The sequence below is a fragment of the Stenotrophomonas nitritireducens genome (genome assembly GCF_001700965.1).
In the GTDB taxonomy this organism is placed as follows: domain Bacteria; phylum Pseudomonadota; class Gammaproteobacteria; order Xanthomonadales; family Xanthomonadaceae; genus Stenotrophomonas; species Stenotrophomonas nitritireducens_A.
This window is the reverse complement of the sequence record NZ_CP016756.1, coordinates 3,691,261-3,713,791: the sequence shown is the minus strand read 5'-3', so window position 1 is coordinate 3,713,791 and position 22,531 is coordinate 3,691,261. Positions and strand designations below refer to the sequence as shown.

At 64.4% G+C, this 22,531-nt stretch carries 22 protein-coding genes; 11 read left to right on the top strand and 11 right to left on the bottom strand.

Annotation, left to right across the window (positions count from 1 at the left end; translation table 11 throughout):
- Positions 1-2 precede the first annotated feature (2 nt).
- The 4 genes from BCV67_RS15840 (at position 3) to BCV67_RS15825 (ending at position 5,189) form a co-directional block, all read left to right on the top strand.
- Positions 3-1,337 (top strand): D-tagatose-bisphosphate aldolase, class II, non-catalytic subunit, encoded by a 1,335-nt coding sequence (locus tag BCV67_RS15840; RefSeq protein WP_062168501.1) that lies wholly within the window; start codon positions 3-5, stop codon positions 1,335-1,337.
- Positions 1,337-2,146, top strand: coding sequence for a DeoR family transcriptional regulator (locus tag BCV67_RS15835; protein ID WP_428999526.1), 810 nt, complete (start codon positions 1,337-1,339; stop codon positions 2,144-2,146). Before BCV67_RS15840 ends, BCV67_RS15835 begins: the two co-directional genes overlap by 1 nt.
- The gene (nagA, locus tag BCV67_RS15830; RefSeq protein ID WP_062168508.1) at positions 2,143-3,255 is read left to right on the top strand and encodes an N-acetylglucosamine-6-phosphate deacetylase; all 1,113 of its coding nucleotides are present in this window, start codon (positions 2,143-2,145) and stop codon (positions 3,253-3,255) included. Before BCV67_RS15835 ends, nagA begins: the two co-directional genes overlap by 4 nt.
- 134 nt (positions 3,256-3,389) lie before the next feature.
- A complete protein-coding gene (locus tag BCV67_RS15825; protein WP_062168510.1) occupies positions 3,390-5,189 on the top strand; it encodes an MFS transporter in 1,800 nt (599 codons plus the stop codon).
- Between the two features lie 495 nt (positions 5,190-5,684).
- On the opposite strand, the gene rplS is transcribed toward BCV67_RS15825, so the two are convergent.
- The 4 genes from rplS to rpsP form a co-directional block, all read right to left on the bottom strand.
- Positions 5,685-6,095: a 50S ribosomal protein L19 gene (rplS, locus tag BCV67_RS15820; RefSeq protein WP_057626601.1), complete on the bottom strand. Its 411-nt coding sequence runs from the start codon at positions 6,093-6,095 to the stop codon at positions 5,685-5,687.
- Positions 6,096-6,229: 134 nt separating this feature from the next.
- On the bottom strand, positions 6,230-7,009 hold the full coding sequence (gene trmD / locus BCV67_RS15815; RefSeq protein WP_062168512.1) for a tRNA (guanosine(37)-N1)-methyltransferase TrmD: 780 nt from the start codon (positions 7,007-7,009) through the stop codon (positions 6,230-6,232).
- Positions 7,010-7,014: 5 nt separating this feature from the next.
- Complete coding sequence (gene rimM / locus BCV67_RS15810) at positions 7,015-7,530, bottom strand: ribosome maturation factor RimM (RefSeq protein ID WP_062168514.1); 516 nt, start codon at positions 7,528-7,530, stop codon at positions 7,015-7,017.
- Positions 7,531-7,568: 38 nt separating this feature from the next.
- Positions 7,569-7,829: a 30S ribosomal protein S16 gene (rpsP, locus tag BCV67_RS15805; RefSeq protein WP_054664242.1), complete on the bottom strand. Its 261-nt coding sequence runs from the start codon at positions 7,827-7,829 to the stop codon at positions 7,569-7,571.
- A 243-nt stretch (positions 7,830-8,072) separates the two neighbouring features.
- Between rpsP and BCV67_RS15800 the strand changes: the two genes are divergently transcribed.
- Positions 8,073-8,285, top strand: coding sequence for a ParD-like family protein (locus tag BCV67_RS15800; protein WP_062168516.1), 213 nt, complete (start codon positions 8,073-8,075; stop codon positions 8,283-8,285).
- The gene (map, locus tag BCV67_RS15795; RefSeq protein ID WP_062168518.1) at positions 8,282-9,073 is read left to right on the top strand and encodes a type I methionyl aminopeptidase; all 792 of its coding nucleotides are present in this window, start codon (positions 8,282-8,284) and stop codon (positions 9,071-9,073) included. The genes BCV67_RS15800 and map overlap by 4 nt, the downstream gene beginning before the upstream one ends.
- A gap of 342 nt (positions 9,074-9,415) precedes the next feature.
- On the opposite strand, the gene BCV67_RS15790 is transcribed toward map, so the two are convergent.
- Both BCV67_RS15790 and BCV67_RS15785 read right to left on the bottom strand, forming a co-directional pair.
- Positions 9,416-11,509 carry a M13 family metallopeptidase gene (locus tag BCV67_RS15790; RefSeq protein ID WP_062168520.1) on the bottom strand — a complete coding sequence of 698 codons (2,094 nt, stop codon included), beginning with the start codon at positions 11,507-11,509 and terminating at the stop codon, positions 9,416-9,418.
- 287 nt (positions 11,510-11,796) lie between these two features.
- Positions 11,797-12,717 (bottom strand): LysR family transcriptional regulator, encoded by a 921-nt coding sequence (locus BCV67_RS15785; protein WP_062168522.1) that lies wholly within the window; start codon positions 12,715-12,717, stop codon positions 11,797-11,799.
- Between the two features lie 135 nt (positions 12,718-12,852).
- Between BCV67_RS15785 and BCV67_RS15780 the strand changes: the two genes are divergently transcribed.
- Both BCV67_RS15780 and BCV67_RS15775 read left to right on the top strand, forming a co-directional pair.
- Positions 12,853-13,110 (top strand): Atu4866 domain-containing protein, encoded by a 258-nt coding sequence (locus BCV67_RS15780; protein WP_428999481.1) that lies wholly within the window; start codon positions 12,853-12,855, stop codon positions 13,108-13,110.
- 25 nt (positions 13,111-13,135) lie between these two features.
- Complete coding sequence (locus BCV67_RS15775) at positions 13,136-13,870, top strand: SDR family oxidoreductase (protein ID WP_062168526.1); 735 nt, start codon at positions 13,136-13,138, stop codon at positions 13,868-13,870.
- A gap of 27 nt (positions 13,871-13,897) precedes the next feature.
- Here BCV67_RS15775 and BCV67_RS15770 read toward each other — a convergent pair whose 3' ends face one another.
- Positions 13,898-15,037, bottom strand: coding sequence for an MFS transporter (locus tag BCV67_RS15770; RefSeq protein WP_062168528.1), 1,140 nt, complete (start codon positions 15,035-15,037; stop codon positions 13,898-13,900).
- A gap of 83 nt (positions 15,038-15,120) precedes the next feature.
- Positions 15,121-16,341, bottom strand: coding sequence for an MFS transporter (locus BCV67_RS15765; RefSeq protein WP_062168530.1), 1,221 nt, complete (start codon positions 16,339-16,341; stop codon positions 15,121-15,123).
- A gap of 117 nt (positions 16,342-16,458) precedes the next feature.
- Between BCV67_RS15765 and BCV67_RS15760 the strand changes: the two genes are divergently transcribed.
- Positions 16,459-17,211: an AraC family transcriptional regulator gene (locus tag BCV67_RS15760; protein WP_428999525.1), complete on the top strand. Its 753-nt coding sequence runs from the start codon at positions 16,459-16,461 to the stop codon at positions 17,209-17,211.
- 195 nt (positions 17,212-17,406) lie between these two features.
- Positions 17,407-17,769 (top strand): hypothetical protein, encoded by a 363-nt coding sequence (locus tag BCV67_RS15755; RefSeq protein WP_057626610.1) that lies wholly within the window; start codon positions 17,407-17,409, stop codon positions 17,767-17,769.
- A gap of 200 nt (positions 17,770-17,969) precedes the next feature.
- Here the strand turns inward: BCV67_RS15755 and BCV67_RS15750 are convergent, their stop codons facing one another.
- From BCV67_RS15750 to BCV67_RS15740, 3 genes are all read right to left on the bottom strand, one after another.
- Positions 17,970-19,490: a serine hydrolase domain-containing protein gene (locus BCV67_RS15750; protein WP_062168532.1), complete on the bottom strand. Its 1,521-nt coding sequence runs from the start codon at positions 19,488-19,490 to the stop codon at positions 17,970-17,972.
- A gap of 74 nt (positions 19,491-19,564) precedes the next feature.
- Positions 19,565-20,224, bottom strand: a complete 660-nt coding sequence (locus BCV67_RS15745) for a helix-turn-helix transcriptional regulator (RefSeq protein WP_062168534.1) — start codon at positions 20,222-20,224, stop codon at positions 19,565-19,567.
- A 279-nt stretch (positions 20,225-20,503) separates the two neighbouring features.
- Entirely contained in the window at positions 20,504-21,409 is a 906-nt protein-coding gene (locus tag BCV67_RS15740) for an alpha/beta hydrolase (protein ID WP_062171653.1), read from the bottom strand.
- A gap of 263 nt (positions 21,410-21,672) precedes the next feature.
- Here BCV67_RS15740 and BCV67_RS15735 point away from each other — a divergent pair, with 263 nt between their 5' ends.
- Entirely contained in the window at positions 21,673-21,948 is a 276-nt protein-coding gene (locus BCV67_RS15735) for a helix-turn-helix domain-containing protein (RefSeq protein WP_082746580.1), read from the top strand.
- The last annotated feature ends 583 nt before the right edge of the window (positions 21,949-22,531 follow it).

The window sequence follows — 22,531 nt, the reverse complement described above, 5'->3', positions numbered from 1 at the left end:
CCATGTCACCGCTGCAATCCCTGCTTGCCTCTCATCGCCAAGGCCACAACGTCGGCCTGTACAGCGTCTGCTGCAGCAACGAACAGGTGTTGCGCGCGGCAATGCACGTGGCCGCGCGCCACGGCACCGTGCTACTGATCGAAGCCACCTCCAACCAGGTTGACCAGTTCGGCGGTTACACCGGCATGACCCCGCCGCAGTACCGCGCCTACGTGGAAGCACTGGCCGATGAAGAAGGTTTCCCGCATGCGCGTTTGATCCTGGGCGGCGACCACCTCGGCCCGAATGCCTGGCAGAAGCAGCCCGCCGCCAAAGCCATGGCCAACGCGCGCGTGCTGATCGACGCCTATGTCGCTGCCGGCTTCCACAAGATCCACCTGGATTGCAGCATGTCCTGCGCCGACGACCCGACACCGCTGCCCGACGCCACCGTCGCCGCCCGTTCGGCCGAGCTGGCGGTCATCGCCGAGACCACCGCCAAGGCCATGGGCCTGCCGCCGCCGGTCTACGTGATTGGCACCGAAGTGCCGATTCCCGGTGGCGAGGCCTCGCTGGCAGGCGGGCTGGCCGTGACCACACCCGCGGCCGCCGCGCAGACCCTTGCCATCCACCAGCAGGCGTTTGATACGCCAGAACTGCGCGATGCCTGGCAGCGCGTGATTGCGATGGTGGTGCAACCGGGCGTGGATTTCGACCACAGCAGCGTGCACGAGTACGACGCCGCTGCCGCCGCTGAACTGGCTGATTTCCTGGAACAGCAGCCGCGCATCGTGTTTGAAGCGCATTCCACCGATTACCAGCGCGAATCCGGCCTGCACGCACTGGTGCGCGATCACTTCGCCATCCTCAAGGTTGGCCCGGCCGCGACGTTCGCCTACCGCGAAGCCTTGTTCGCGCTGGCCGCGATTGAAAGCGAACTGTTGCCCGCAGCGCAGTGCTCCAAGCTGCCGCAGGTACTGGAACAGGTGATGCTGGCCAAGCCGAAGAACTGGCAGGCGCATTACCACGGCGATGAAGCCACCCTGCGTCTGCTGCGCGCCTACGCCTTCAGCGACCGCTGCCGCTACTACTGGGGCGAGCCGGAACTGCTGCAGGCCGTGCAGACCTTGTTCGCCAACCTTGAACAACACACCCCGCCGCTGGTGCTGCTCAGCCAATACCTGCCGGGCCAGTATCTGGCCGTTCGCGAAGGACAGCTGGCCGCCACGCCGGCAGCGCTGGTGCAGCATCGCATCGGCCAGTGCCTGGACGAATACGCGCGCGCCTGTAGTGCCAATGAGGCAGGTACTCGCAAGCAAAGCGAAAGTTCGCATGCCGCGAACCTTGCGAACGGTTAATCTCCGCTTTCAAACGCACAAGAGAACCAACCATGCGCAATACCCGTCCCCGCCGACAGCAGATCCTGCAGCGCCTGATCGACCAAGGCACGGTGCAGGTTGCCGAACTGGTTGAACAGTTCGGCGTGTCGGCGGTGACCATCCGTACCGACCTGGGCCACTTCGAGGCGCAGGGCCTGGCCACGCGCACCCACGGCGGCGCCACCCTGGTACGGATGCCGCCGCAGGAACAGGACATCCACGAGAAGGATGCGCTGAACCTGTCGTTGAAGGAATCCATCGGCATGCGCGCCGCGCAGCTGGTGCAGCCGGGCGACAACATCATCATCGACTCCGGCTCCACCACCATGACCCTGGCCCGGCACCTGCGCGATCACCGCGACGTCACGGTGATGACCAATGGTTTGAACATCGCCTGGGAGCTGGCCAATGCGCCGGCGGTGAATGTCCTGCTGACCGGCGGACTGCTGCGCAAGCAGTCACTGTCGCTGCAGGGCAGCCAGGCCGAAGCCAGCCTCACCTCGTACAGCTTCGACACCTTGTTCCTTGGCGTCGATGGCCTGGACCTGCAGTTCGGCCTGACCACTCATGACGAAGCCGAAGCCCGCCTCAATCACCGCATGGTCGAACGCGCACGCCGCATCGTGGTACTGACCGACGCCTCCAAATTCGGCCGCGTCAGCCTGCACCGCATTGCCCGTCTCGACCAGATCCACGCCATCATCACCGACCCCGGCATCGACGAGGCAACCCGCGAAGGGCTGCAGCGGCAGGGCATCGAAGTGATCACCGCCGAGCCACCGCTATGACCGATACCCGCAGCCTGTACGGCCGCATTCTCACCCCGCTGGGCTGGCGCCGCGGCCACGTCCATTTCGACCAGCAGCTGCGCACGCTGGAGGTGGACGATCACGCCGGTGATGGCGGCGAGCTGCTGATCATCCTGCCCGGCTTCATCGACCTGCACGTGCATGGCGCTGCCGGCGTGGACCTGATGCAGGGCGGCGATGTCGCCCGTCGCATCGCCCACACCCACGCCCGCTATGGCACCACCACCCTGCTCGGCACCACCATGACCGCCGAGTACGGCGAGATCGAAAACGCCCTGCGCGGTGTGGCGCAGGTGATGGCAACGCCGGATGCGGATGCCGCGCAGATCATCGGCGTGCATCTGGAAGGCCCTTTCATCAGCCCGCAGCGGCTGGGCGCGCAACCGCCGCGCACGCTCGAAGCCACGCTGGAATCAGTGCAGCACCTGCACGCACTGGCACCGATCAAGGTACTGACCATCGCACCGGAGATCGGCCAGCACACAGCCCTGATCCCCGCCTTGGCGGCGATGGGCATCCGCGTACAGATCGGCCACAGTGCCGGCACCTATGAAGACGCAGTGGCCGCACTGCAGGCCGGTGCCAGCGGCTTCACCCATCTGTTCAACGGCATGACCGGTGTTGATCACTACAAGCCCGGCATCGCCGCTGCGGCCTTGGCGCATGCCGAGTACGCCGAACTGATTCCCGATCTGCAGCACGTGCATCGCGGCGCCATCCGCATGGCCGTGCGCGCGATCCCGCGCCTGTATGCGGTCACCGATGCCACCGCCGCCACCGGCATGCCCGATGGTGAGTACGCCTTGGGCGAACAGCGCGTGCACAAGTGCATGGGCTGCGTGCGGCTGTCGACCGGTTCGTTGGCCGGCAGCGCACTGACCATGGACCAGGCGCTGCGCAACCTGGTCGATGTCGGGCTGGAACTGGCCGACGCCTCGCAGCGTGTTTCCACCATCCAGGCCGATTACCTGGGCCTGGAAGACCGCGGCCGCATCGCCCCCGGCCTTCGCGCCGACATGGTGGTGCTGGACCCGCAACTGCAACTGCAACAGGTATGGATAGCCGGCCACCGGGTCGACCCGAACTGATCCGCTACATGTAGTGCCGAGCCGCGCTCGGCATACCGCGCGGATGCGCGGCGCGGTCCGGCAGCGCAAACGCCGGAGCAAAGTACAGCCGAGCATGGCTCGGCACTACAAAATCTTGCCCCAGGAACGCGTTGATGACCGACACCTCTTTTGCCGTGCCCGCCAGCGACGCCGCGCCACGCTGGCCCGTGCGCTATCTGCTGTTCATCGCCGGCCTGGGAGGACTGTTGTACGGCATTGATATCGGCATCATCGCCGGCGCCCTGCCCTACCTGGAAGCCACCGCCAGCCATGCCTGGCAACTGAGCAGCCAGCAGATGGGCTTCGTGGTGGCTGCGGTGCTGCTGGGCAGCGTGTTGTCCTCATTGTTCGCCGGCATGATCGCCGACCTGATCGGCCGACGTGGCGCAATGCTGCTGGCCGGCATCTTGTTCACCGCCAGCATCCCGATCATGGCGCTGGCTTCGGGCTACACGCCGCTGCTGCTGGGACGCCTGCTGCAAGGCATCAGCGGTGGTTTGATCGGCGTGGTGGTGCCGCTGTATCTGGCCGAAGTACTGGGACCAGAGCGTCGCGGCCGCGGCGCGGCGATGTTCCAGTTGTTGCTGACGGTGGGGCTGGTGCTGGCGGCTTTGATCGGCCTGTACCAGGCACATTCGGTGGATGCCGCGGCCGAGGCCGTGCGCAATCTGCCCCTGGTCCAGCAGGCGCAGCATCTGTTCGCGGTCAAGGACCAGGCCTGGCGCACCATCTTCTGGACCTGCCTGCTGCCGGGCGTGGTGTTCTGCATCGGCCTGTTCTGGCTCAATGAATCACCACGCTGGCTGGTGCGCCGTGGCCGCATTGATGCCGCACGCCGCGGCCTGCAGGCCACGCTGCCGGCATCACAGGTGGAAGCCACGCTGGCGCAGATCCAGAATCCGGTGACGGCCAAGGCCGATGGCGAGCGCGACCGGCTTTTCAGCCGCCGCTACATGGTGCCGTTCGTGCTGGCCTGCCTGGTACTGGCCTTCACCCAGGCCACCGGCATCAACTCGATCCTCGCCTACGCGGTCAACATCCTCAACCAGGCCGGCTTGCCCGGTGCCGCAGCCAATGGCGCGGATGTGGCGATCAAGCTGCTCAACGTGATCATGACCCTGGTGGCCTTGTTCCTGGTCGATCGCAAGGGCCGCAAGTTCCTGTTGATGATTGGTAGCGGCGGCATCTGTCTTGCTCTGCTGGCCGCTGCGATGCTGTTCTTCAAGGCCGAACAGGGCCGCGCTGATGTGCAGCCGGCGTTGCAGCACGCGGTGCAGGGCGATGGCCTGCAGTTGCAGCTGGATCCGGCGCAATGGCATCAGCTGGCCGGCACCCGCAATCGCGACGGGCAACCCTCGCAGCTGACCGTGTCATGGAGCTACGGCGGTTTCAGCGACGTGCGTTCGCTGCGCAGTGACAACCCCAGCGACCAGCAGTTGCTGATCGAACGCGCGACCACCGTGCGCGGCGACAGTGTGATTGGCCATTTCTTCCGTGGCCTGCATCTGAATCCGTTCCCGGATCCGAGCACCGCCGCCAATGCACCGCTGCGCATCGAGCAGGCCTGGATAGGCCCGGTGCCGCCGGCGTCGCATGGCTGGGCGGTGGCAGCCTGCATCCTGGTATTCGTGGCGTTTTTCGCGGTGGGCCCGGGTGTATGTGTGTGGTTGGCCTTGTCGGAGTTGATGCCAAACCGCATTCGGTCGAATGGCATGAGCATTGCGCTGCTGATCAACCAGTTTGTGTCGACCACGATCGCGGCGGTGTTCCTGCCGACGGTGGGGCATTACGGCTATGCCAGCATGTTCCTGTTCTGGGCCGCGTGTACGTTCGCGTTCTTCCTGATTGCCGCGTTCTGGCTGCCGGAGACCAAGGGCAAGACGCTGGAGCAGATCGAGGCGCATTTCCGCTGAGACCTGATTTAGCGGTAGCGGCAACTGCAGCGGCAACGGCATAAGCAAGCACAGGGCAACAGCGCCCTCATCCGCCCTCCGGGCACCTTCTCCCGCAAGCGGGAGAAGGGATAGCCAGGTTTTTCTGCTGCTTGATAGTTGGCCGCGCAGAGCACCAGCCAAAGCCAAAGCACAGGCCAAGGCACAAGCCAGAGCGAAAGCTAGAGCGAAAAGCTAGAGCACAGGCCGGAGCGCAAGCCGGAGAGCGAAAGGCTAGAGCACAGGCCGGAGCGCAAGCCGGAGCGCACGCAATACCTCAGCACACAGCAATGCCAGCCTTCCCTTCTCCCGCCTGCGGGAGAAGGTGCCCCGGAGGGCGGATGAGGGGGCTTCCCGCTTCCCGCTTCCCGCTTCCCGCTTCCAGCGTTCCCAAGCTTCCCAGCCCCCAACCCCACAAACGCAAACGGCCACCCGAAGGTGGCCGTTGCTGCAAACAGGCTGGGCCTGTTGGCGGGATTACTCGGCAGAAGCCTTGGCAGCCAGGCGGGCAGCCTTGGCCTGCTGGGCAGCAGCCAAGTCTTCCTTGATGCGGGCAGCCTTGCCTTCCAGACCACGCAGGTAGTACAGCTTACCGGCGCGAACCTTACCGCGGCGCTTCACTTCGACCGAGTCGATGATGGCGCTGTGGGTCTGGAAAACGCGCTCGACGCCGTAGCCGTGCGAGATCTTGCGCACGGTGAAAGCGGAGTTCAGGCCAGCATTCTTGGTGCCGATGACGACGCCTTCGTATGCCTGCACGCGCTCACGGTTGCCTTCCTTAACCTTCACGTTCACCACGACGGTGTCGCCCTGGCTGAACTTCGGCAGTTCGCGGGTGATCTGGGCGGATTCGAATTCCGCGACGATGGACTTGTTCAGCTTGCTCATTGGGTTACACCGATTGTTCGGGGTGGGCGTGTCGGATCGACAGCTTGGGCTCATACAGTCGCCGGATTGCGCTGCACGTTATTGTTCTGATTCCACGCAAGGCCATTCAGCCAACGGGAACTCGCAATTCTAACCTACTGATCGCCACCGGCGCCAGTAGCTTGCTTGAACGAATCTGCAAGCCGCTGCCGGGCGTCGGCCAGCAGCTTGCGGTCAGCCTTGTTCAGGCTGGCCTCGTCCAATAGATCAGGGCGCCGCAGGGCGGTCCGCAGCAGCGATTGCTGGCGGCGCCAGGCAGCGATGGCGGCGTGGTTGCCGGAGCGCAGCACGTCCGGCACATCGCCCAGTGCATGGCTGGCCGGATGGCTGTAATGCGGGCAATCCAGCAGGCCGTCACCTTCAAAACTGTCCTGGACGGCCGATTCGGCATCGTTCAAGGCGCCCTCCTGCAGGCGGGTGACCGCATCGATGATCACCGCCGCACCCAGCTCACCGCCGGACAGCACGTAATCGCCGATGGAGATCTCCTCGTCCACCTCGCTCGCCAGGAAACGCTCGTCCACGCCTTCATAGCGGCCACACAGCAGGATCATCCGCGGCAGCGCAGCCAACTCGCGGACCTTGGCCTGGTCCAACGGCCGGCCCTGCGGGCTGAGATAGATCAACGGTGCCGGGGCGGGATCAGCGGCACGCGCCGCTGCCAGGGCCGCGCGCAGCGGTTCGATCAGCATCACCATGCCCGGGCCGCCACCGAACGGACGGTCGTCCACCCGCCGGTAATTGCCCTGGGCATAGTCGCGCGGGTTCCAGCCATGCAGCTCCAGCAAGCCCCGCTCCTGCGCACGACCGACCACGCCAAGCGCGGCCGATTGGGCGAGGAATTCCGGGAACAGACTGATGACATCTACACGCACGGGCTTTAGAACTCCGGATCCCAATCAACCACGATCAGGTTGGCCTCGAAATCCACCGATTTGACGAAGTCGCCCATCACGAACGGAATCATCCGCTCACGGTCGCCACGCGTTACCAATACGTCGTTGGAGCCGGTGCTGAACAGGTGCGAGGCAATGCCCAGCTTGACGCCTTCGACGGTCTGCACGTCCAGGCCTTCCAGATCCACCCAGTAGTACTCATCCGCGCTCGGCGGCGGCAAGGCGCTGCGCGCGACGTAGATCTCGGTCCCGATCATGGACTCGGCCACGTCGCGGTCGGTCACGCCCGGGAAGGTCGCCACCAGGGTCTTGCCCGAATCGCGGCCACGCACACCGGTCAGCTCGGACTCCTGCCCCGCGGGGGTACGCAGAATCCAAGGCTGGTATTTGAAAATGGCGGAACGTGGCTCGGTCCAGGACTCAAGCTTCAGTTCGCCGCGCACACCAAAAACGCCGGCAACCCTGCCCAGCAGGATCCGGCGCTCGATATCTTTCTTCATATAGCAGTCGGGCCGCGCTTGCGCGCGGCCCGCCAGGATCAGGCCGCAGCGGCCTGGGCCTTGGTCGCTTCCTTGTACAGGTTGCGAACCTTGTCGGTCAGCTGAGCGCCGTTGGCAACCCACTTGTCGACAGCGGCGATATCCAGCACAACGCGCTGCTCGGCACCCTGGGCAACCGGGTTGTAGTAACCGACGCGCTCGATGTTGCGGCCGTCGCGGGCGCTACGGACGTCGGTGACGATGATGTGGTAGAACGGACGCTTCTTGGCGCCGCCGCGGGTCAGTCGAATCTTGACCATGGTGGTGTTTTCCTATGTTGCCCAGTCGCCAGGATGGCGCGGTAAGCCGGCGATTATAGCGGCGGTGCCGGGCCATTCCAAGCCTGCCCGCTGGCCCAACGCTGAATACCTTCCAAACTCCCCTGCCCCGACGTCAACGTCGGTGGCTGCAACGCCCTGCCCGAGCTCTCTGGCGAAGATGGATTCAGTGCTGATATATACGATTCGTATATGATCCGTGCATTCTTTTAGCCGGAGCGCCTCGTGGGCATCGTGAACATCGACGACGAACTGCATGACAACCTGCGCAGGGCCAGCTCGGTCTCGGGGCGCTCCATCAACGCGCAGGCCGGGTTCTGGATCAAGATCGGCATGCTGTGCGAACTCAATCCGCAGCTGAGCTTCCAGGAATTGGTCGCCCGAGAACTTGCGGCGGCCGGGGTAAGCCCGGCAAGCATGCGGGTAGCAGAAGCATGATCAAGCAGCCACATGAACTGGCATTGATGGCCGAATCCGGCCGTCTGCTCGCTTCCGTGTTCGAGGCACTGCTGAAGCTGCCGCTGGAGGGCATGACCACCCTGCAGGTCAATGACTGGGTGGAGCGCTTCATCGTAGAGCAGTTGCAGGCGCGCCCTGCCAGCAAGGGCCAGTATGGCTTCGCCTATGTGCTCAACAGCTCCATCGATACGGTTGTCTGCCACGGCGTGCCGTCGTCGAAGGACATCCTGCGCAGCGGCAGCATCGTCAACCTGGACATCACCCTGGAGAAGAACGGCTACATCGCCGATTCCAGCCGCATGTTCCTGATCGGCGACGTCAGCCACCCGGCACAGCGGCTGGTACGCATCACCAACGAGGCGATGTGGAAGGGCATTGCCGCGGTACGCCCCGGCGCGACGCTGGGCGACATCGGCTACGCCATCCAGCGCCATGCCAAGGCCGCCGGCTATTCGGTGGTGAAGGAGTACTGCGGCCACGGCATCGGCCGCGAAATGCACGAGGAACCACAGGTACTGCACTACGGCCATCGCGGCGCCGGGCTGGAACTGCAGCCCGGCATGACCTTCACCATCGAACCGATGATCAATCAGGGCCGCGCGGCAATCGACAACCACGACGATGGCTGGACCGTGACCACGCGCGATGGAAAATTGTCGGCGCAATGCGAGCACACCGTCGAGGTGACGGAGACCGGCGTAAGGGTGTTGACGCTGCGCGAGGAAGAACGCGCGTTCGCGGCGAAACTGCTCGGCGCGCTCGTATAGGACGCAACCATGTAGGAGCGGCGTAAGCCGCGAAGCTGGCATCGCCGCAGCTCTTGGCAGATAGGCCATCTGATGGCTTATCTGCTTCGCGGCTTACGCCGCTCCTACAAAACTCAGCGAACCCAGCCTGGTTACAGTCATTGTGGGAGCGGCGTAAGCCGCGAAGGCTGATGTTGCGGAAGCTGTTGGCAAACGTGCGACCTGATGGTGTATCTGCTTCGCGGCTTACGCCGCTCCCACAAAAGCCAGTCGGCCCGCGCGCCGATGTAACCCTGCCAAAAAGAAGGCCCGGCAATGCCGGGCCTTCTTCGTTCAAACGTTACGCACGATGTACCGTGGTGATCACCAGATCACCACACGCTTGTCGTCGGCACGCACCATCGCATCACCGGCCTTGCACTGGAACGCAGCGGCATACGACGGCATGTTCGACGGCGCACCATTGGCGCGGAAGTTGGCCGGTGCATGCGGATCGGTGTTCAGGCGCACACGCAGCTCGCCATCGGTGAAGTTGCGACGCCACACGGTGGCCCAGTTCATGAAGAAGCGCTGGTCCTGGCTGTAGCCATCAACCGGTACGTTGACCTTGGGGTCTTCTTTCAGCGCCATCTGCAGCGCGTCATAGGCCACGGTCAGACCACCGAGGTCACCGATGTTCTCGCCCAGGGTCAGCTTGCCCTTGACGTTGACGCCCGGCAGCGATTCGTAGCCGTCGAACTGTGCCACCAGCTGATCGGTGCGGCCGTTGAACGCGCTGCGGTCGGCATCGGTCCACCAGTTGTCGAAGTTACCGTTGGCGGCGAACTGGCTGCCCGAGTCATCGTAACCGTGCATCATCTCGTGGCCGATCACCGCGCCAATGCCACCGTAGTTCAGCGCCGGATCGGCCTTGGCGTCGAAGAACGGCGGTTGCAGGATGGCGGCCGGGAACACGATTTCGTTCTTGGTGGCGTTGTAATAGGCATTCACCGTCTGCGGGGTCATGCCCCACTCGGTCTTGTCCACCGGCTTGCCGATTTTGCCCAGCATGTAGCGGTAGTTGAAGGCCTGCGCGGCCTGCACGTTGCCCAGATAGCTGTCGCTGCTGGTGGTCAGGCCAGACCAGTCACGCCACTTGTCCGGGTAGCCGATCTTCGGGGTGAAGCTGGCCCACTTCTCCAGCGCCTTCTTCTTGGTGTCCTCGCCCATCCACGGCAGGCCTTCCAAGCGCGCCTTCAGCGCGACCGACAGGTTCTGCACCAGGTGCTCCATCGCCACCTTGGATTCGGCCGGGAACACCGCGTCCACGTACAGCTGGCCGAGCGCTTCGCCCATCGACCCATTCACAGAGTCCAGCACGCGCTTCCAGCGCGGCTGCATTTCCTGCTGGCCACGCAGGGTCTTGCTGAAGAAATCGAAGTTGGCCTGCTCGAAGTTCTTGCTCAGGTAAGGCGCGGCGTTGTCCACCGTGTGGAAGCGCAGGTAGGCCTGCCAGGTGGAGGCCGGCACGTCGGACAGCATGGTGTTCAGTTCGTTGAAGAAGCCCGGCTGGGCCAGCGAGAACTTGTCCTTGGCCGGAATCTGCAGCGTGTCGAACAGTGCGGTCCAGCTGAAATTCGGGGTCTGCTTGTCGGCATCGGCGGCGCTGACCGGGTTGTAGCGCTTGGCCGGGTCACGCAGTTCGATGCGCGACAACGAGGCCTTGGCCAGACGGGTCTCGAAATCCATCACCGCCTTGGCCTGCTCCTTGGCCTGCGCGGCGTCGACGCCGGACAGCGTCAGCAGCTGCTCGATGTAGGCAACGTAGGCATCGCGGATCTTGGCCTGCGAGGCATCGAAGTAATAGCCCTTCTCCGGCAGACCCAGACCGCTCTGGCCGACATAGGCGATGACGTTGGACGAATCCTTGAAGTCCGGGCTGGCATACAGCGAGAACAGGAAGCCATTGCCCTGCGCATAGGCCTCACGCAGGTAGCCGGTGATGGCGGCGGTGTCGCCCAGTGCGGCGATCTTGTCCAGTTCCGGCTGCAGCGGCTTGATGCCGGCCGCCTCGATGGTGGCTTCGTCCGAACCGGTCTTCCAGATGTCGCCGATCTTGGCTTCGTTGGAACCGGCAGCGGCCTTGCCGGAAGCTGCCTGCTCAACCAACGCGTGCTGCACTTCCAGCGAACGCTCACGCAGGATCTCGAAGCTGCCCCAGGTGGTCTGGTCGCCCGGCACCGGGTTGGCCTTGAGCCACTTGCTGTTGACGAAGCCGTTCAGGTCGGCACAGGCCTGGATGTTGGGGTCCAGATCGGCGGCATTGAGCGAGATCAGCGAGGTCTTGAGCTGCGACTGGTCGAACGCGGCCTTGGCTTCGGCCGCCGGGGCGGGCGCCGTATCGGTCTTGCCGCAGGCGGCCAGCGAGGCGGCGATTGCAACCGTCAGGGACAACGGGACGAGCTTGGAAAACGACATGGATATCTCCGGCCAAACAGGAAAGGCCCGCGCAAGACAGCGCGGCGCAACCTCCGAGGGTAAAGGATCGGCAGCTGTCGAGGGACCCGCCGAAGGTCACGCATCAGTTCATCGCCACACATGAACGGCCGACGCTGGTCACCCGCCGCGGCGGGCAATGGCCTGCAGCATGCCGGCACTCGGCATGCTGCGGCGCCTGTGCCGTGATTGCCCGCAGACAGACCGGCATCGTCGCCCACTGGCACGTGCCTATCCGAAGCCACGCCATCAGTGGCCGCAACCAGGCATCACCGTTCGGATGCAGTTCCCCCATCCACTACCGAATGGAAAGCACGCACGTGCGCTATCAGCGCGCGCAGCTTCGGGGCCTGGTTGTGGCGGCTTGGAAAATACAGATAGAAGCCGGCAAACGACGGCAGGTAATCCTGCAGCAGGGACACCAGCGCACCAGCCGCAAGGTGCGCGCGGAAGCTGTCCTCCATGCCGATGGTGATGCCGCCGCCGGCCAGTGCCGTACGCACCATCAACTGCATGTCGTTGGTGGTTATCTGCGGCGACACGGCCACCTCGAAGTCACCCGAGTCATTGCCGAATTCCCAGCGATACGGCGCTACCCCGGGCGCGCGCCGCCAACCGATGCAGCGATGCGCCGCCAGTTCACGCGGATGCGTAGGAGCGCCATGGCGAGCGAGATAGGCCGGCGACGCCACAACAACCTGCCGCTGCGGCCCGCCAAGTGGCACCGCAATCATGTCCTGTTCGATGACTTCCCCCAACCGCACCCCGGCATCGAAACCGGCGGCAACGATGTCCGATTCGTCGTCGGTGACGGTCACGTCCAGGGTGATGCCCGGGTAGGCCTCGGCAAAGGACGCAATGAGCGGCCCGGACAGAAACGGTTCGGCGATCGACGTCACCGCCACCCGCAACAGACCGCGCGGCGGCCCCGCCACCACCGCTTCACCCAAGGCCGTGGCTACCGCGTCCAGCGGTTCGGCAATGCTGCGGTAGAGGCGCTCACCGGCCTCGGTGAGCGACACATTGCGCGTGGTCCGGTGCACAAGACCGATGCCCAGGCTGTCCTCCAGCCGTCGCATGCCCTGGCTGACCGCCGAGCGCGTCACGCCCAGCCGGTCCGCGGCCAAGCGGAAATTGCGCGCTTCGGCAACGGCCAGGAATACACGCAGAAGATTGAGGTCGGCATCCATTGGTTAGCAATGGTAACCGCAGCGTCCAGCGCCAAGGGAATTCCCTGAACAATCCCGCGAACCTATCGTTGCCGCACCGGTCCAGTGCGCACTCCCCGGTACGCCCCCTGCCCAATATTGCTCAAGGAAACCCGCTTGCAGACACATCCCTATCTCGGCCTGTGGATCACCGGCGACGGCCACGCCCACCATCACCTGCAGCCCGACGGGCGTTATGACGAAGCACGCGGCCGGCGCGAAAGCGCCTACCGCGGCAGCTACAGCATCGACAGCACCCACATCACCTATCTCGATGACACCGGCTTCAGCGCCGATGGCGACTTCATCGATGGCGTGCTGCACCACGCCGGCATGCAGCTGATCCGCGTGCCCGCCCCCATCGCCTCCCAATGAACCCTTTTCCACTGGAGCCAGTCCAATGCACAAGCTCGACAACAAGGTCATCCTCATCACCGGCGCCAGCAGCGGCATAGGTGAAGCCTGCGCCCGCCTGCTGGCCAAGGCCGGCGCCAGCGTGATGCTGGGCGCACGCCGCAGCGAACGGCTTGACGTACTGGCCGCCGAGATCGTCGCCCAAGGTGGCATTGCCCATGCCTGCAGGCTGGACGTGACCCGCCGTGAGGATGTCCAGGCCTTCGCCGATCAGGCTATTGCCCGCCATGGCCGCATCGATGTGATCATCAACAACGCCGGGGTGATGCCACTGTCACCACTGGCCTCGCTCAAGGTCGATGAATGGAACCGGATGATCGATGTGAACATCCGCGGTGTGCTGCATGGCATTGCCGCCGTGCTGCCCATCATGAAAGCCCGGGCCAGCGGCCATGTGGTGAACATCGCGTCCATCGGCGCACATGCGGTATCGCCGACCTCGGCGGTTTATTGCGCCACCAAATACGCGGTATGGGCCATTTCCGAAGGATTGCGCCAAGAGAACACCGACCTGCGCGTCACCACCATCTGCCCAGGGGTGACCGAATCGGAACTGGCTGAAAGCATCACCGATGCCCAGGGCCGCGAGGAAATGAAGGCCTTCCGCAAGGTCGCGATCAGTGCGGACGCAATTGCCCGCGCCATCCATTTCGCCCTCTGTCAGCCGGCCGACGTCGACACCAGCGAGATCATCATCCGCCCGACCGCCAGCCCCTACTGACCAGCCAACGTTGTGTTGCGGGTGCCGTCAGCGCACCCGCAGCAGCGAACCAATCACCGCTACGCAGGCCAATGCCGCAGCGGCAACAAGAAATGCGGTCTGCAGCGACCACTGCTGGGCGATGAAACCAATCGCCGCCGGCCCCAACAACACGCCGGCATAGCCCATCGTTGTGACGGCCGGAATGGCGACGCTTTCCGGCATCCGCGTCTGCCGCCCGGCCAGGCTGAACATCACCGGCACGATATTGGCGCAGCCGATGCCCACCAATGCATAGCCAACCATCGCCATCGCAAAACCGGGCACCAGCGTAGCCAGAACGAACCCCGCACACGCCACCATGCCACCGGCCAGCACGGCGATACGCGGGCCCAGACGGTTCACCACGCTGTCACCCAGCAGGCGCGCGGCGGTCATGGCGATATTGAACGCTACAAAACCCCAGCCGGCATGCGCCACAGCCACTCCGCGCACCTCGTGCAGGAACACCGCGCTCCAATCCAGCATCGAGCCTTCCGCAAGAAAGCTGATGAAGCAGACCGCACCAATGACCACGACCACGCCACGTGGCAAGGCAAAACTGGACGCACCGTGCGGCGCGCGTTCGGTGCGCCACCAACGCGCCGAGCCGGCGGTGATCACCACCACCCCAGCGGCAACCACCAGCGACGCCGCCAAGGCGCTGGCCCCTGCCGACAGCAACAGTGATACCAATGCCGCGCCGATCAATGCACCGATGCTGTAGAACGCGTGGAAGCCGGACATCATCGCGCGGCCGGACTCACGCTCCACCACCACCGCCTGGATGTTCATCACGCAGTCCATCGCACCGATGCCGGCACCGAACACCAACAGACTTACACCGATCGCCAACGGCGTGGACGCCGTCGCCAGCAGCGGCAAGGTAAGCACCATCATCAACACGGTCAGCAACATCACCTGGCGGCAACCGCGACGCGCGGCCAGCACCCCGGCAAGCGGCATCGACAACAGCGAACCCAGGCCCAGGCAGAGCAGCAGCACGCCCAACATGGCATCATCCAGCCCCGCGCGGGCCTTGGCGAAGGGCACCAGCGGCGCCCAGCAGGCAATGGCAAAGCCGGGAATGAAAAAAGCCGCGCGCGTGGAAAATTGCTGGCGAGCCGGTAACGTCGTCGAATCAGGCATCAGTGCGATGTGGTGCAAACAATCCAGGCCACAGCCTATGCGTCACGTGCGCGAACGCCAAGCGCCGGCCCACTTTCCCCGCATCAGTGGCCCACTGCACGGCGGCTTGGCAGGAATGCGGCGACGATACCGAGCAGCGGCAGGAACGAGATCACCTTGTAGACCCAGATGATGCTGGTGTGGTCGGCCAGCACGCCGAGCACTGCCGCGCCCAAGCCGCCCATGCCGAAGGCAAAGCCGAAGAACAGCCCGGACACGGTGCCGATGCGGGTGGGCATCAGCTCCTGCGCATACACCAGGATCGCCGAGAACGCCGAGGACAACACGAAGCCGATGATCATCGACAGGATCATGGTCCATTGCAGGTTGGCATACGGCAGCATCAACGCGAACGGCGCCACGCCCAGGATCGATGCCCAGATCACCGGCTTGCGGCCAATCCGGTCACCCAGCGGCCCACCCAGCAACGTACCTGCCGCCGATGCCGCCAGGAAGCCGAACAGATGCAGCTGCGCACTCTGCACCGATACATCGAACTTCTGGATCAGGTACAGCGTGTAATAGCTGCTCAGGCCGGCGATATAGAAGTACTTGCTGAAAATCAGCACCAGCAGGATCGCGATCACCCACGCCACCGTGCGCGGCGGCAGCTGCGGCAAGGCGTTGGTCTGCGCCGGCCTGGGGCTGGCCGCACTGGCAACCAGGTGCTGCTGGTACCAGCGGCTCACATAGCTCAGCAGGCCGATGCCGAGCAGCGCCGCACCGGCGAACCATGCCACGCTGCTCTGTCCGTTCGGCACGATCACCAGCGCCGCCAGCAACGGGCCGACGGCAGTGCCGGCGTTGCCACCGAGCTGGAACACCGATTGCGACAGCCCGTGGCGGCCGCCGGAGGCCAGGCGCGCGATGCGCGATGATTCCGGGTGAAAGATCGCCGAGCCCACGCCAATCAACATCGCCGCCGCCAGCACCGTGCCGAAGTTGGGCGCATACGCCAGCAGCAACAGGCCGCACAGCGTCGAGGTCATGCCCATCGGCAAGGAGTACGGCGCCGGGCGCTTGTCGGTACACAGGCCGATCAGCGGCTGGAATACCGAGGCGGTGAGCTGATAGGTCAGCGTGATCAGGCCCACCTGGGCAAAGCTCAGATGGAACTGGCCCTTGAAGATCGGATACAGCGCCAGGATCAGCGACTGCATCATGTCGTTGACCAAGTGCGAGCTGCTGATCGCAGCCAGCACCCCGACAGCGACGGGACGACGTTGTGGAGCAGGGACTGCAACCGATGGAGCAATGGATGACATGGCATGACTGCAGTTGGGGAGGCGGATCGCATGGTAGATTCAAGCACCACGCCCATCCTGCGCGATATGGTCATGCATCTTCTCGAAAAGGACATAGCTTCCCGCAAAGGCCGGCGCATGCCGCTGCCGGTGGGGCCCGATACCGCCGTGTACTGCAAGGCACGCGACTACGACGCCACCACGCCGATTCCCCTGCACCACCACCCCGACCGGCACCAGCTGATCTACGCCGAAACCGGCGTGCTGGTGGTGCGCGCCGGCATGGGCCGCTGGGTGGTGCCCAGCACCCGCGCGATCTGGATGCCCGCCGGTATCGGCCACCAGGTGCACTGCATCGGTGCGGTACGCATGCGCAGCCTGTACATCGCCCCCAGTCACATGCCGCAGGCACCGGCCACGCCATCGGCGGTCTCCATCACGCCACTGCTGGCGGCCCTGATTCACGCCGCCGCCAGCGTGGCACAGCCCTATCACGAGCACTCCCGCGACGGCCGCCTGATGCGCTTGATCCTGGATGAGGTGCAGACCTTGCCGGTGCTGCCGTTGCATCTGCCCGAACCCAGCGATCCGCGATTGCGCAGGATCGGCAGGCAGCTGGAGCGACATCCGGACGACGCGTCCACCTTGCAGGACTGGGCCGCACGCCTGCAGGTGGACGTGAAAACCATTCAGCGCCTGTGTGCCCGCGAGCTCGGCATGACCTTCGGCCAATGGCGCCAGCAGGCGCGTCTGCTGCGTGCGTTGGAGCGGCTGGCGGTAGGCGAGAAGGTCATCGACGTGGCCCTGGCGCTCGGATACGAAAGCCCCAGCGCATTCGCCACCATGTTCAAGCGCCGCTTCGGGCTGACACCCAGCCAGTTCTTCCGTTGAGTGCCCAGGCCTGCTCGGCAGGCTGCGCAGCGAGCCTGCGCGGCCTCCTGTGCCACGCAGGCCCGCAGGAAGTTGCATGTATGCATCACGGCTGGCAGCTATTGCGTGGTTTTCGCTATGCTTCGCCGCCGCTCGCCCGGGATCCACCTGCGCGGGCTTTGCATTTGTAGAAATATTTACTTCATTGGATGGGAAATGGCTGCAAACGTAAGACTTGACGCATTGAGCGAAATCGCCGGCTTCATCGGCGCGGCACTGGTGGACGGCGACAGTGGCATGACCCTGGGCACCCTGGGCGGCGGCGCCATCAACATGGAAGTTGCCGCCGCCGGCAACGCCGACGTGGTCCGTGCCAAGCGTCGCGTCGCAAACGCACTCGGCCTGACCGATGTGGTGGAAGACATCCTGCTGACCCTGTCCAAGCAGTACCACCTGATCCGCCCGCTTGACGGCAACAAGGACCTGTTCCTGTACGTCATGCTTGATCGCACCCACGCCAACCTGGCGATGGCGCGACACGAACTGAAGTCGTTCGAGAAGACCCTGGATTTCAAGTAAGTCCGCACCGAACGTGTTGACCAGAAGCCCGGCCGATGCCGGGCTTCTGCGTTGTACGGCAAGCCAATGCACACCTCTTTTGTGGGAGCGGCGCAAGCCGCGAAGCACGTAGATGCTCAGACCGCAAACTCCGAGGAAATCTCGGCGTGCCCAGCTTCGCGGCTTACGCCGCTCCCACAAACTGAGGCCGCCGCTTGCAGTTACTTGGGCGAGGCACGCAGATAACGCTGCCCATCGAATTCAAAGCCAAGCAGCCCACCCTGCCCGTCCCGCAGGAACTGCAAGGGCTCCGGTATCGACAAGGGCCCATCCTGGGCAGCAAACAGATCCGGCGCAGCGGGCGTCAGTGTGCGCTTGAGCGCACCTAGTTGGAGCTGTAGCCCTTCATCGGACGCAATAACTTCTGCCGTCACCGGCAACTGCGCCGCCTGATAGTCGCCGGCGTAAACAGCGGTTGTAACGGGTTGCCATTGCCAACCCTGCCAACGCGGATCCTCGTGCGCCTTGCGCTGCCGTGCCTGTGTGCCAGCCAACTGCTCGGCAACACGTTGCGGGTAAGCCTGCTGACGGATCCGCGCCCAGGAATCAGCCTCCGGATGCTCAATCAGATACTGGAAAAACTGCACAACCGTGCGCGAAGTCAGCCAGCCCGTGGCGTTGTCCGAGTTGGAGAACACGCCGATGCCCACGCCCAGATCCGGCGAGAACGCCATCATGCTGCGCGCGCCGGTGTAGCTGCCGCCATGGATGTAGAGCGTATGCCCTTCGAAGTCGCACACGTTCCAGCCGTAGGCATAACCGTTGCAGGGCAACTCGTAGGCATTGCGCGCCTTCGGGTCCACCTGCGCCCCGATACGATGTGCAGCCTGCAGCGCAGGGGCATCCAGTTGTGGCGACAAGCCCGCGCCCAGCTGCAAGCGCAACCAGCGGCCCATGTCGCGCGGTGAGGTCATCATGCCGCCAGCCGAATGCATGAGCGCATCGGCCTTGGGTGGCACCAGCCGCCAGCCCTGCCCTGCGCCCATCCACTGGTGATTGAAGGCCAGCTGCGTCGGATCCAAGGACGAGGTGCGGGTTGCGGTTTCATGCAATTGCAGCGGCGTGAACAGCTGTTGCTGCAACCAATCCTGCCACGAGCGGCCGGTGCTTTGCTGCAGGATGGCCGCGTAGATGTTGTAGCCGAGATTGTCGTAGTCGAAGCCATCGGCGCGTTTGCTGGCGAACTGCTGCAGCAGCTGCGGATACAGCGCCGGATCAGGGCTGCCGATGTAGGCCTCCAGCATGGTGATGGCATCGGCACTCAAGGGAACGCGATGATTGAGCAGATCGGCCAAGGTCCAGGCAGCAGGATCGACGCCGTCAGGCAGGTGCAGCTGCGGCCAGTGATCGGCCAGGGTACTGTCCAGGCGCAGCACGTCCTGCTGGTCCAGCAACTGCGCCAGCAGCCCCATATACGACTTGGTCTGTGAGGCGATGTACATCGGCGTGTGCATCGTCAACGGCGCTGCCGTGCCGGCATTGCGCTGCCCGCGTGCATAGCCCAGCAGTTGCCGATCATGATCGACCACCACCACCGCATAGCCGGGGCTCAGCTGCGGAATGCCGTCCAGGAACGTGGCGAGCTGGCGCGCAGCCTGTTCCCGAGTCGCGGCTGATGCCGTTGCCGCAGCGCCCAGGCAGGCGGGCAGCAAGAGCAGCGACAGGATGTTGCGCAGATACATGGGCTGACTCCGTGACTGACCGCAAGCACGATGCCTGCTCGCTGCCCGGCAAATCTTGAACGGATTGAACCTGCTCATGCCCGCAGCAGCGCGCGCAACCGGGCCGGGGTCAAGCCGCTATGCGCCCGCGCGATGCGGCTGAGATGGGATTGATCGGCAAAGCCGGCGCGCTGTGCCACATCGGCCAGCGCGTGGCCCTTGGCCAACAAAGGCAAGGCGCGCTGCAACTGCGCGCGCGCACGGAACACCGACGGTGCGCAACCCATCCAGCGCGCGAACGCGCGGGCGAAGTACACCGGATGCACACCGACCTCGCTGGCCAGCTCGGCCAAGGGCAGCGTCTGCTCCTGCAGGCGTAGGCAACTGCTTGCAAGCCACCGCGGCGGCGCGCCAGCCGGGCGCTCGCCGGTGGCGGCCATGCTGGCCAGCAGCTCCCACAGCCGGCTGTCGATATCGCTATGGCTCAGCTCGCCGGCAAACAAGGCCGACAGCAGGCTTCGCCCACTTTGCAGCGCCGGCTGCAGGTCACCGCCACGCCATTGCCACGCCTGGCCTATGCCGAGTTTCTCCTGCAGGTCGAACGTGGCCGGTAGATCGATACCCAGCATCAATGCACCGGCCGGACCATAGTCATTGGCATGCATCACCCCGGCCTGCTTCACCCCCAATGCCGGCACGGCGAGGCGCTCCTCGCCGCGCGAGGTCTGCTCCTGCAAGGTGCCCAGCAGGAGCAATGAAAGCTGATGGCAGTCATGCGCATGCCGTTGCATATGCTCGTCAGGCGCGTACCAACTTACCCGAACGGCCAGGCGCTCACCCTCGAACACCCGGCGCCGGACGGACGCCTGTGTTGTGTCGCTGCGATATCTGGTTGGCGGCAAGGGCATGTCTTGGCGCAGGCAAGGCGTTGACCAAAGTCTAGACACATCGCGCGCCAGCGCACCTGCCGTTGGTCGTGCTGCCGCGTACCCCGGCCGGACGCTATCAGCGCCCGGCCCTGTACCAGGCGTGGCTCAGCCCTGCGGCGCAGCCAGCAGGTACTTCAGCCCATGCATGAAGCCACGCGGGGCAACGCTGAGATGGTCCTCGTCATTGAGCACGTCCAGTTTCAGCTCCAGTGCCTTGCCACCACGGGCGCCCAGCAGACCGATCATGCGCTGCGCATCGACCACCATGTCGGCGTCGCCGCCATGCTGCACCGATTCGTACTCGCCCACGTACATGTAGGCCCGTACCGGCAGCTCGGGCGCCTTGCCAGCCTGGGCCAGCCGCCGCTCCATCTCGTGCTTGTCGAACCAGTACGACGGGCTGCCGAGGATGTAGCCATTGAACAGCTGCGGCCGCTCCAGCAGCACCTGCGTGCCAAGCAGGGCGCCATAGGAATGCCCCAGGAACATGCGCCGGTTTTCGTCCGTGCGGTAACGCTTGGCCACGAAGGGCAGCGCCTGGGTTTGCAGATAGGTGATGTAGGCGCCGGCGCCACCGTGCACGGCATCGGCTGGCGAACCGCTTGGGCCATTGGCGGTGGGCGTGTAGTCGCGCCGGCGACTCTGCATTCCACCCTCGCCCTTCGCGTAGGACAGGCCAACCAGGATGAAGTCGTTGATCTTGCGGCCTTCGACATTCAGGCGCCGCGCCATCTGCCAGACCAATGGAAACGCATAGTCGGCATCGGTGACGTACAGCACCGGGTAGCGCTTGTCGGCGTTGTCCGCATAGCCGGCAGGCAAGGCCACGAATACCTGGTAGCCACGGCCACTGACCGGGTCGGGCACGTCCCAGACTTGACTGCCCAGCACTTCGTAGGCCGCCCCTTCGCCGCGCTGAGTGCTTGCTGCTGCGGGCTTCGCAGCGGCCGCTTCAGGTGTGGCGTTGGGTGCAGCTTCGGGATCACCACTACAGGCGCTCAGCGCCACCATTGCCACTACCGACATCATCCATTTGCTCAAGCAGACACTCCAGTCATCGTGATCAGTGGCCGATGATGGCATGGCACATGCCTTCCCCAAAAGACCGCTACAGCCATTGAAATGCGCGCTGCGACACCGCGCGACTACCGCCAGGAAAAGTTGCAAGCCATTGATTCAATTGAGCCGACACGCTGCTGTCGGCTTGCTGTCGTGTTGTCGACCGCGCGCATCCGGCAGCCTGCGCGCTCGGCTAACATCGTCAGGAACGCGCCATGGAAGATGGAACAATGAAGATCGACGGACAGCGGATCAAACAGCTGAGGGAGGCCCGCGGCTGGTCGCAGGAGCACCTGGCCAGCCTCTGCGGTTTGAGCGCGCGCACCGTGCAACGGCTGGAAGCCGAGGGCAGTGCCTCGCTTGAGTCGCGGATGGCGGTTGCGGCGGCGCTGGAGGTTGCGGCGGTGGATCTGCTGCTCATCCAACTTGTCAGCAACCCACATACCATCACCGTGGCACCAAGCCTGCTGGCACCCGCACCGAGAACCTGATGGTTGGTCTGGCCTTGCTGCTGACAGCACTGCTGTATGGCGGCTACAACATCGGCAAGGATCTTGCCCTGCGTGACAACGCACGTTGTGATGCCAGCCCCACCCAGTGCCAACGTTGAGGGTACAGCCCGAGCTGCGGAGCTGAGTTTGTAGGAGCGGCGTTAGCCGCGAAGCACAGACATCGTCAGACGCCATCTGTCGCTTGCGACCTCCGCAGTGTCAGCTTCGCGGCTTACGCCGCTCCTACAACAATAACGCCGGTTCCGGCGCTGACCTTTCAATGCACAGCCCCGGGTACGCTGCGCTTGCTCGGGCTAAGGAGCAGTGGAATTGAGTTTTGTGGGAGCGGCGTAAGCCGCGAAGCAGAGACATCGTCAGATGCAGTCGACGCTTGCGAGCTCAGCAATGCCAGCTTCGCGGCTTACGCCGCTCCTACAACAATAACGCCGGTTCCGGCGCTGACCTTTCAATGCACAGCCCCGGGTGCGCTGCGCTTACCCGGGCTACGGAGCTGCGGAACTGAATTTGTGGGAGCGGCGTAAGCCGCGAAGCAGAGACGCCATCAGGTGCAGTCGACGCTTGC

Coding starts and splice junctions, on each gene's coding strand:
- BCV67_RS15765 (WP_062168530.1), bottom strand. CDS start 16,341: ATGTCATCCATTGCTCCATCGGTTGCAGTCCCTGCTCCACAACGTCGT.
- BCV67_RS15760 (WP_428999525.1), top strand. CDS start 16,459: ATGCCGCTGCCGGTGGGGCCCGATACCGCCGTGTACTGCAAGGCACGC.
- BCV67_RS15840 (WP_062168501.1), top strand. CDS start 3: ATGTCACCGCTGCAATCCCTGCTTGCCTCTCATCGCCAAGGCCACAAC.
- map (WP_062168518.1), top strand. CDS start 8,282: ATGATCAAGCAGCCACATGAACTGGCATTGATGGCCGAATCCGGCCGT.
- nagA (WP_062168508.1), top strand. CDS start 2,143: ATGACCGATACCCGCAGCCTGTACGGCCGCATTCTCACCCCGCTGGGC.
- BCV67_RS15775 (WP_062168526.1), top strand. CDS start 13,136: ATGCACAAGCTCGACAACAAGGTCATCCTCATCACCGGCGCCAGCAGC.
- BCV67_RS15755 (WP_057626610.1), top strand. CDS start 17,407: ATGGCTGCAAACGTAAGACTTGACGCATTGAGCGAAATCGCCGGCTTC.
- rplS (WP_057626601.1), bottom strand. CDS start 6,095: ATGAGCAAGCTGAACAAGTCCATCGTCGCGGAATTCGAATCCGCCCAG.
- BCV67_RS15790 (WP_062168520.1), bottom strand. CDS start 11,509: ATGTCGTTTTCCAAGCTCGTCCCGTTGTCCCTGACGGTTGCAATCGCC.
- BCV67_RS15750 (WP_062168532.1), bottom strand. CDS start 19,490: ATGTATCTGCGCAACATCCTGTCGCTGCTCTTGCTGCCCGCCTGCCTG.
- BCV67_RS15735 (WP_082746580.1), top strand. CDS start 21,673: ATGGAAGATGGAACAATGAAGATCGACGGACAGCGGATCAAACAGCTG.
- rimM (WP_062168514.1), bottom strand. CDS start 7,530: ATGAAGAAAGATATCGAGCGCCGGATCCTGCTGGGCAGGGTTGCCGGC.
- BCV67_RS15785 (WP_062168522.1), bottom strand. CDS start 12,717: ATGGATGCCGACCTCAATCTTCTGCGTGTATTCCTGGCCGTTGCCGAA.
- BCV67_RS15770 (WP_062168528.1), bottom strand. CDS start 15,037: ATGCCTGATTCGACGACGTTACCGGCTCGCCAGCAATTTTCCACGCGC.
- BCV67_RS15740 (WP_062171653.1), bottom strand. CDS start 21,409: ATGGTGGCGCTGAGCGCCTGTAGTGGTGATCCCGAAGCTGCACCCAAC.
- rpsP (WP_054664242.1), bottom strand. CDS start 7,829: ATGGTCAAGATTCGACTGACCCGCGGCGGCGCCAAGAAGCGTCCGTTC.
- BCV67_RS15825 (WP_062168510.1), top strand. CDS start 3,390: ATGACCGACACCTCTTTTGCCGTGCCCGCCAGCGACGCCGCGCCACGC.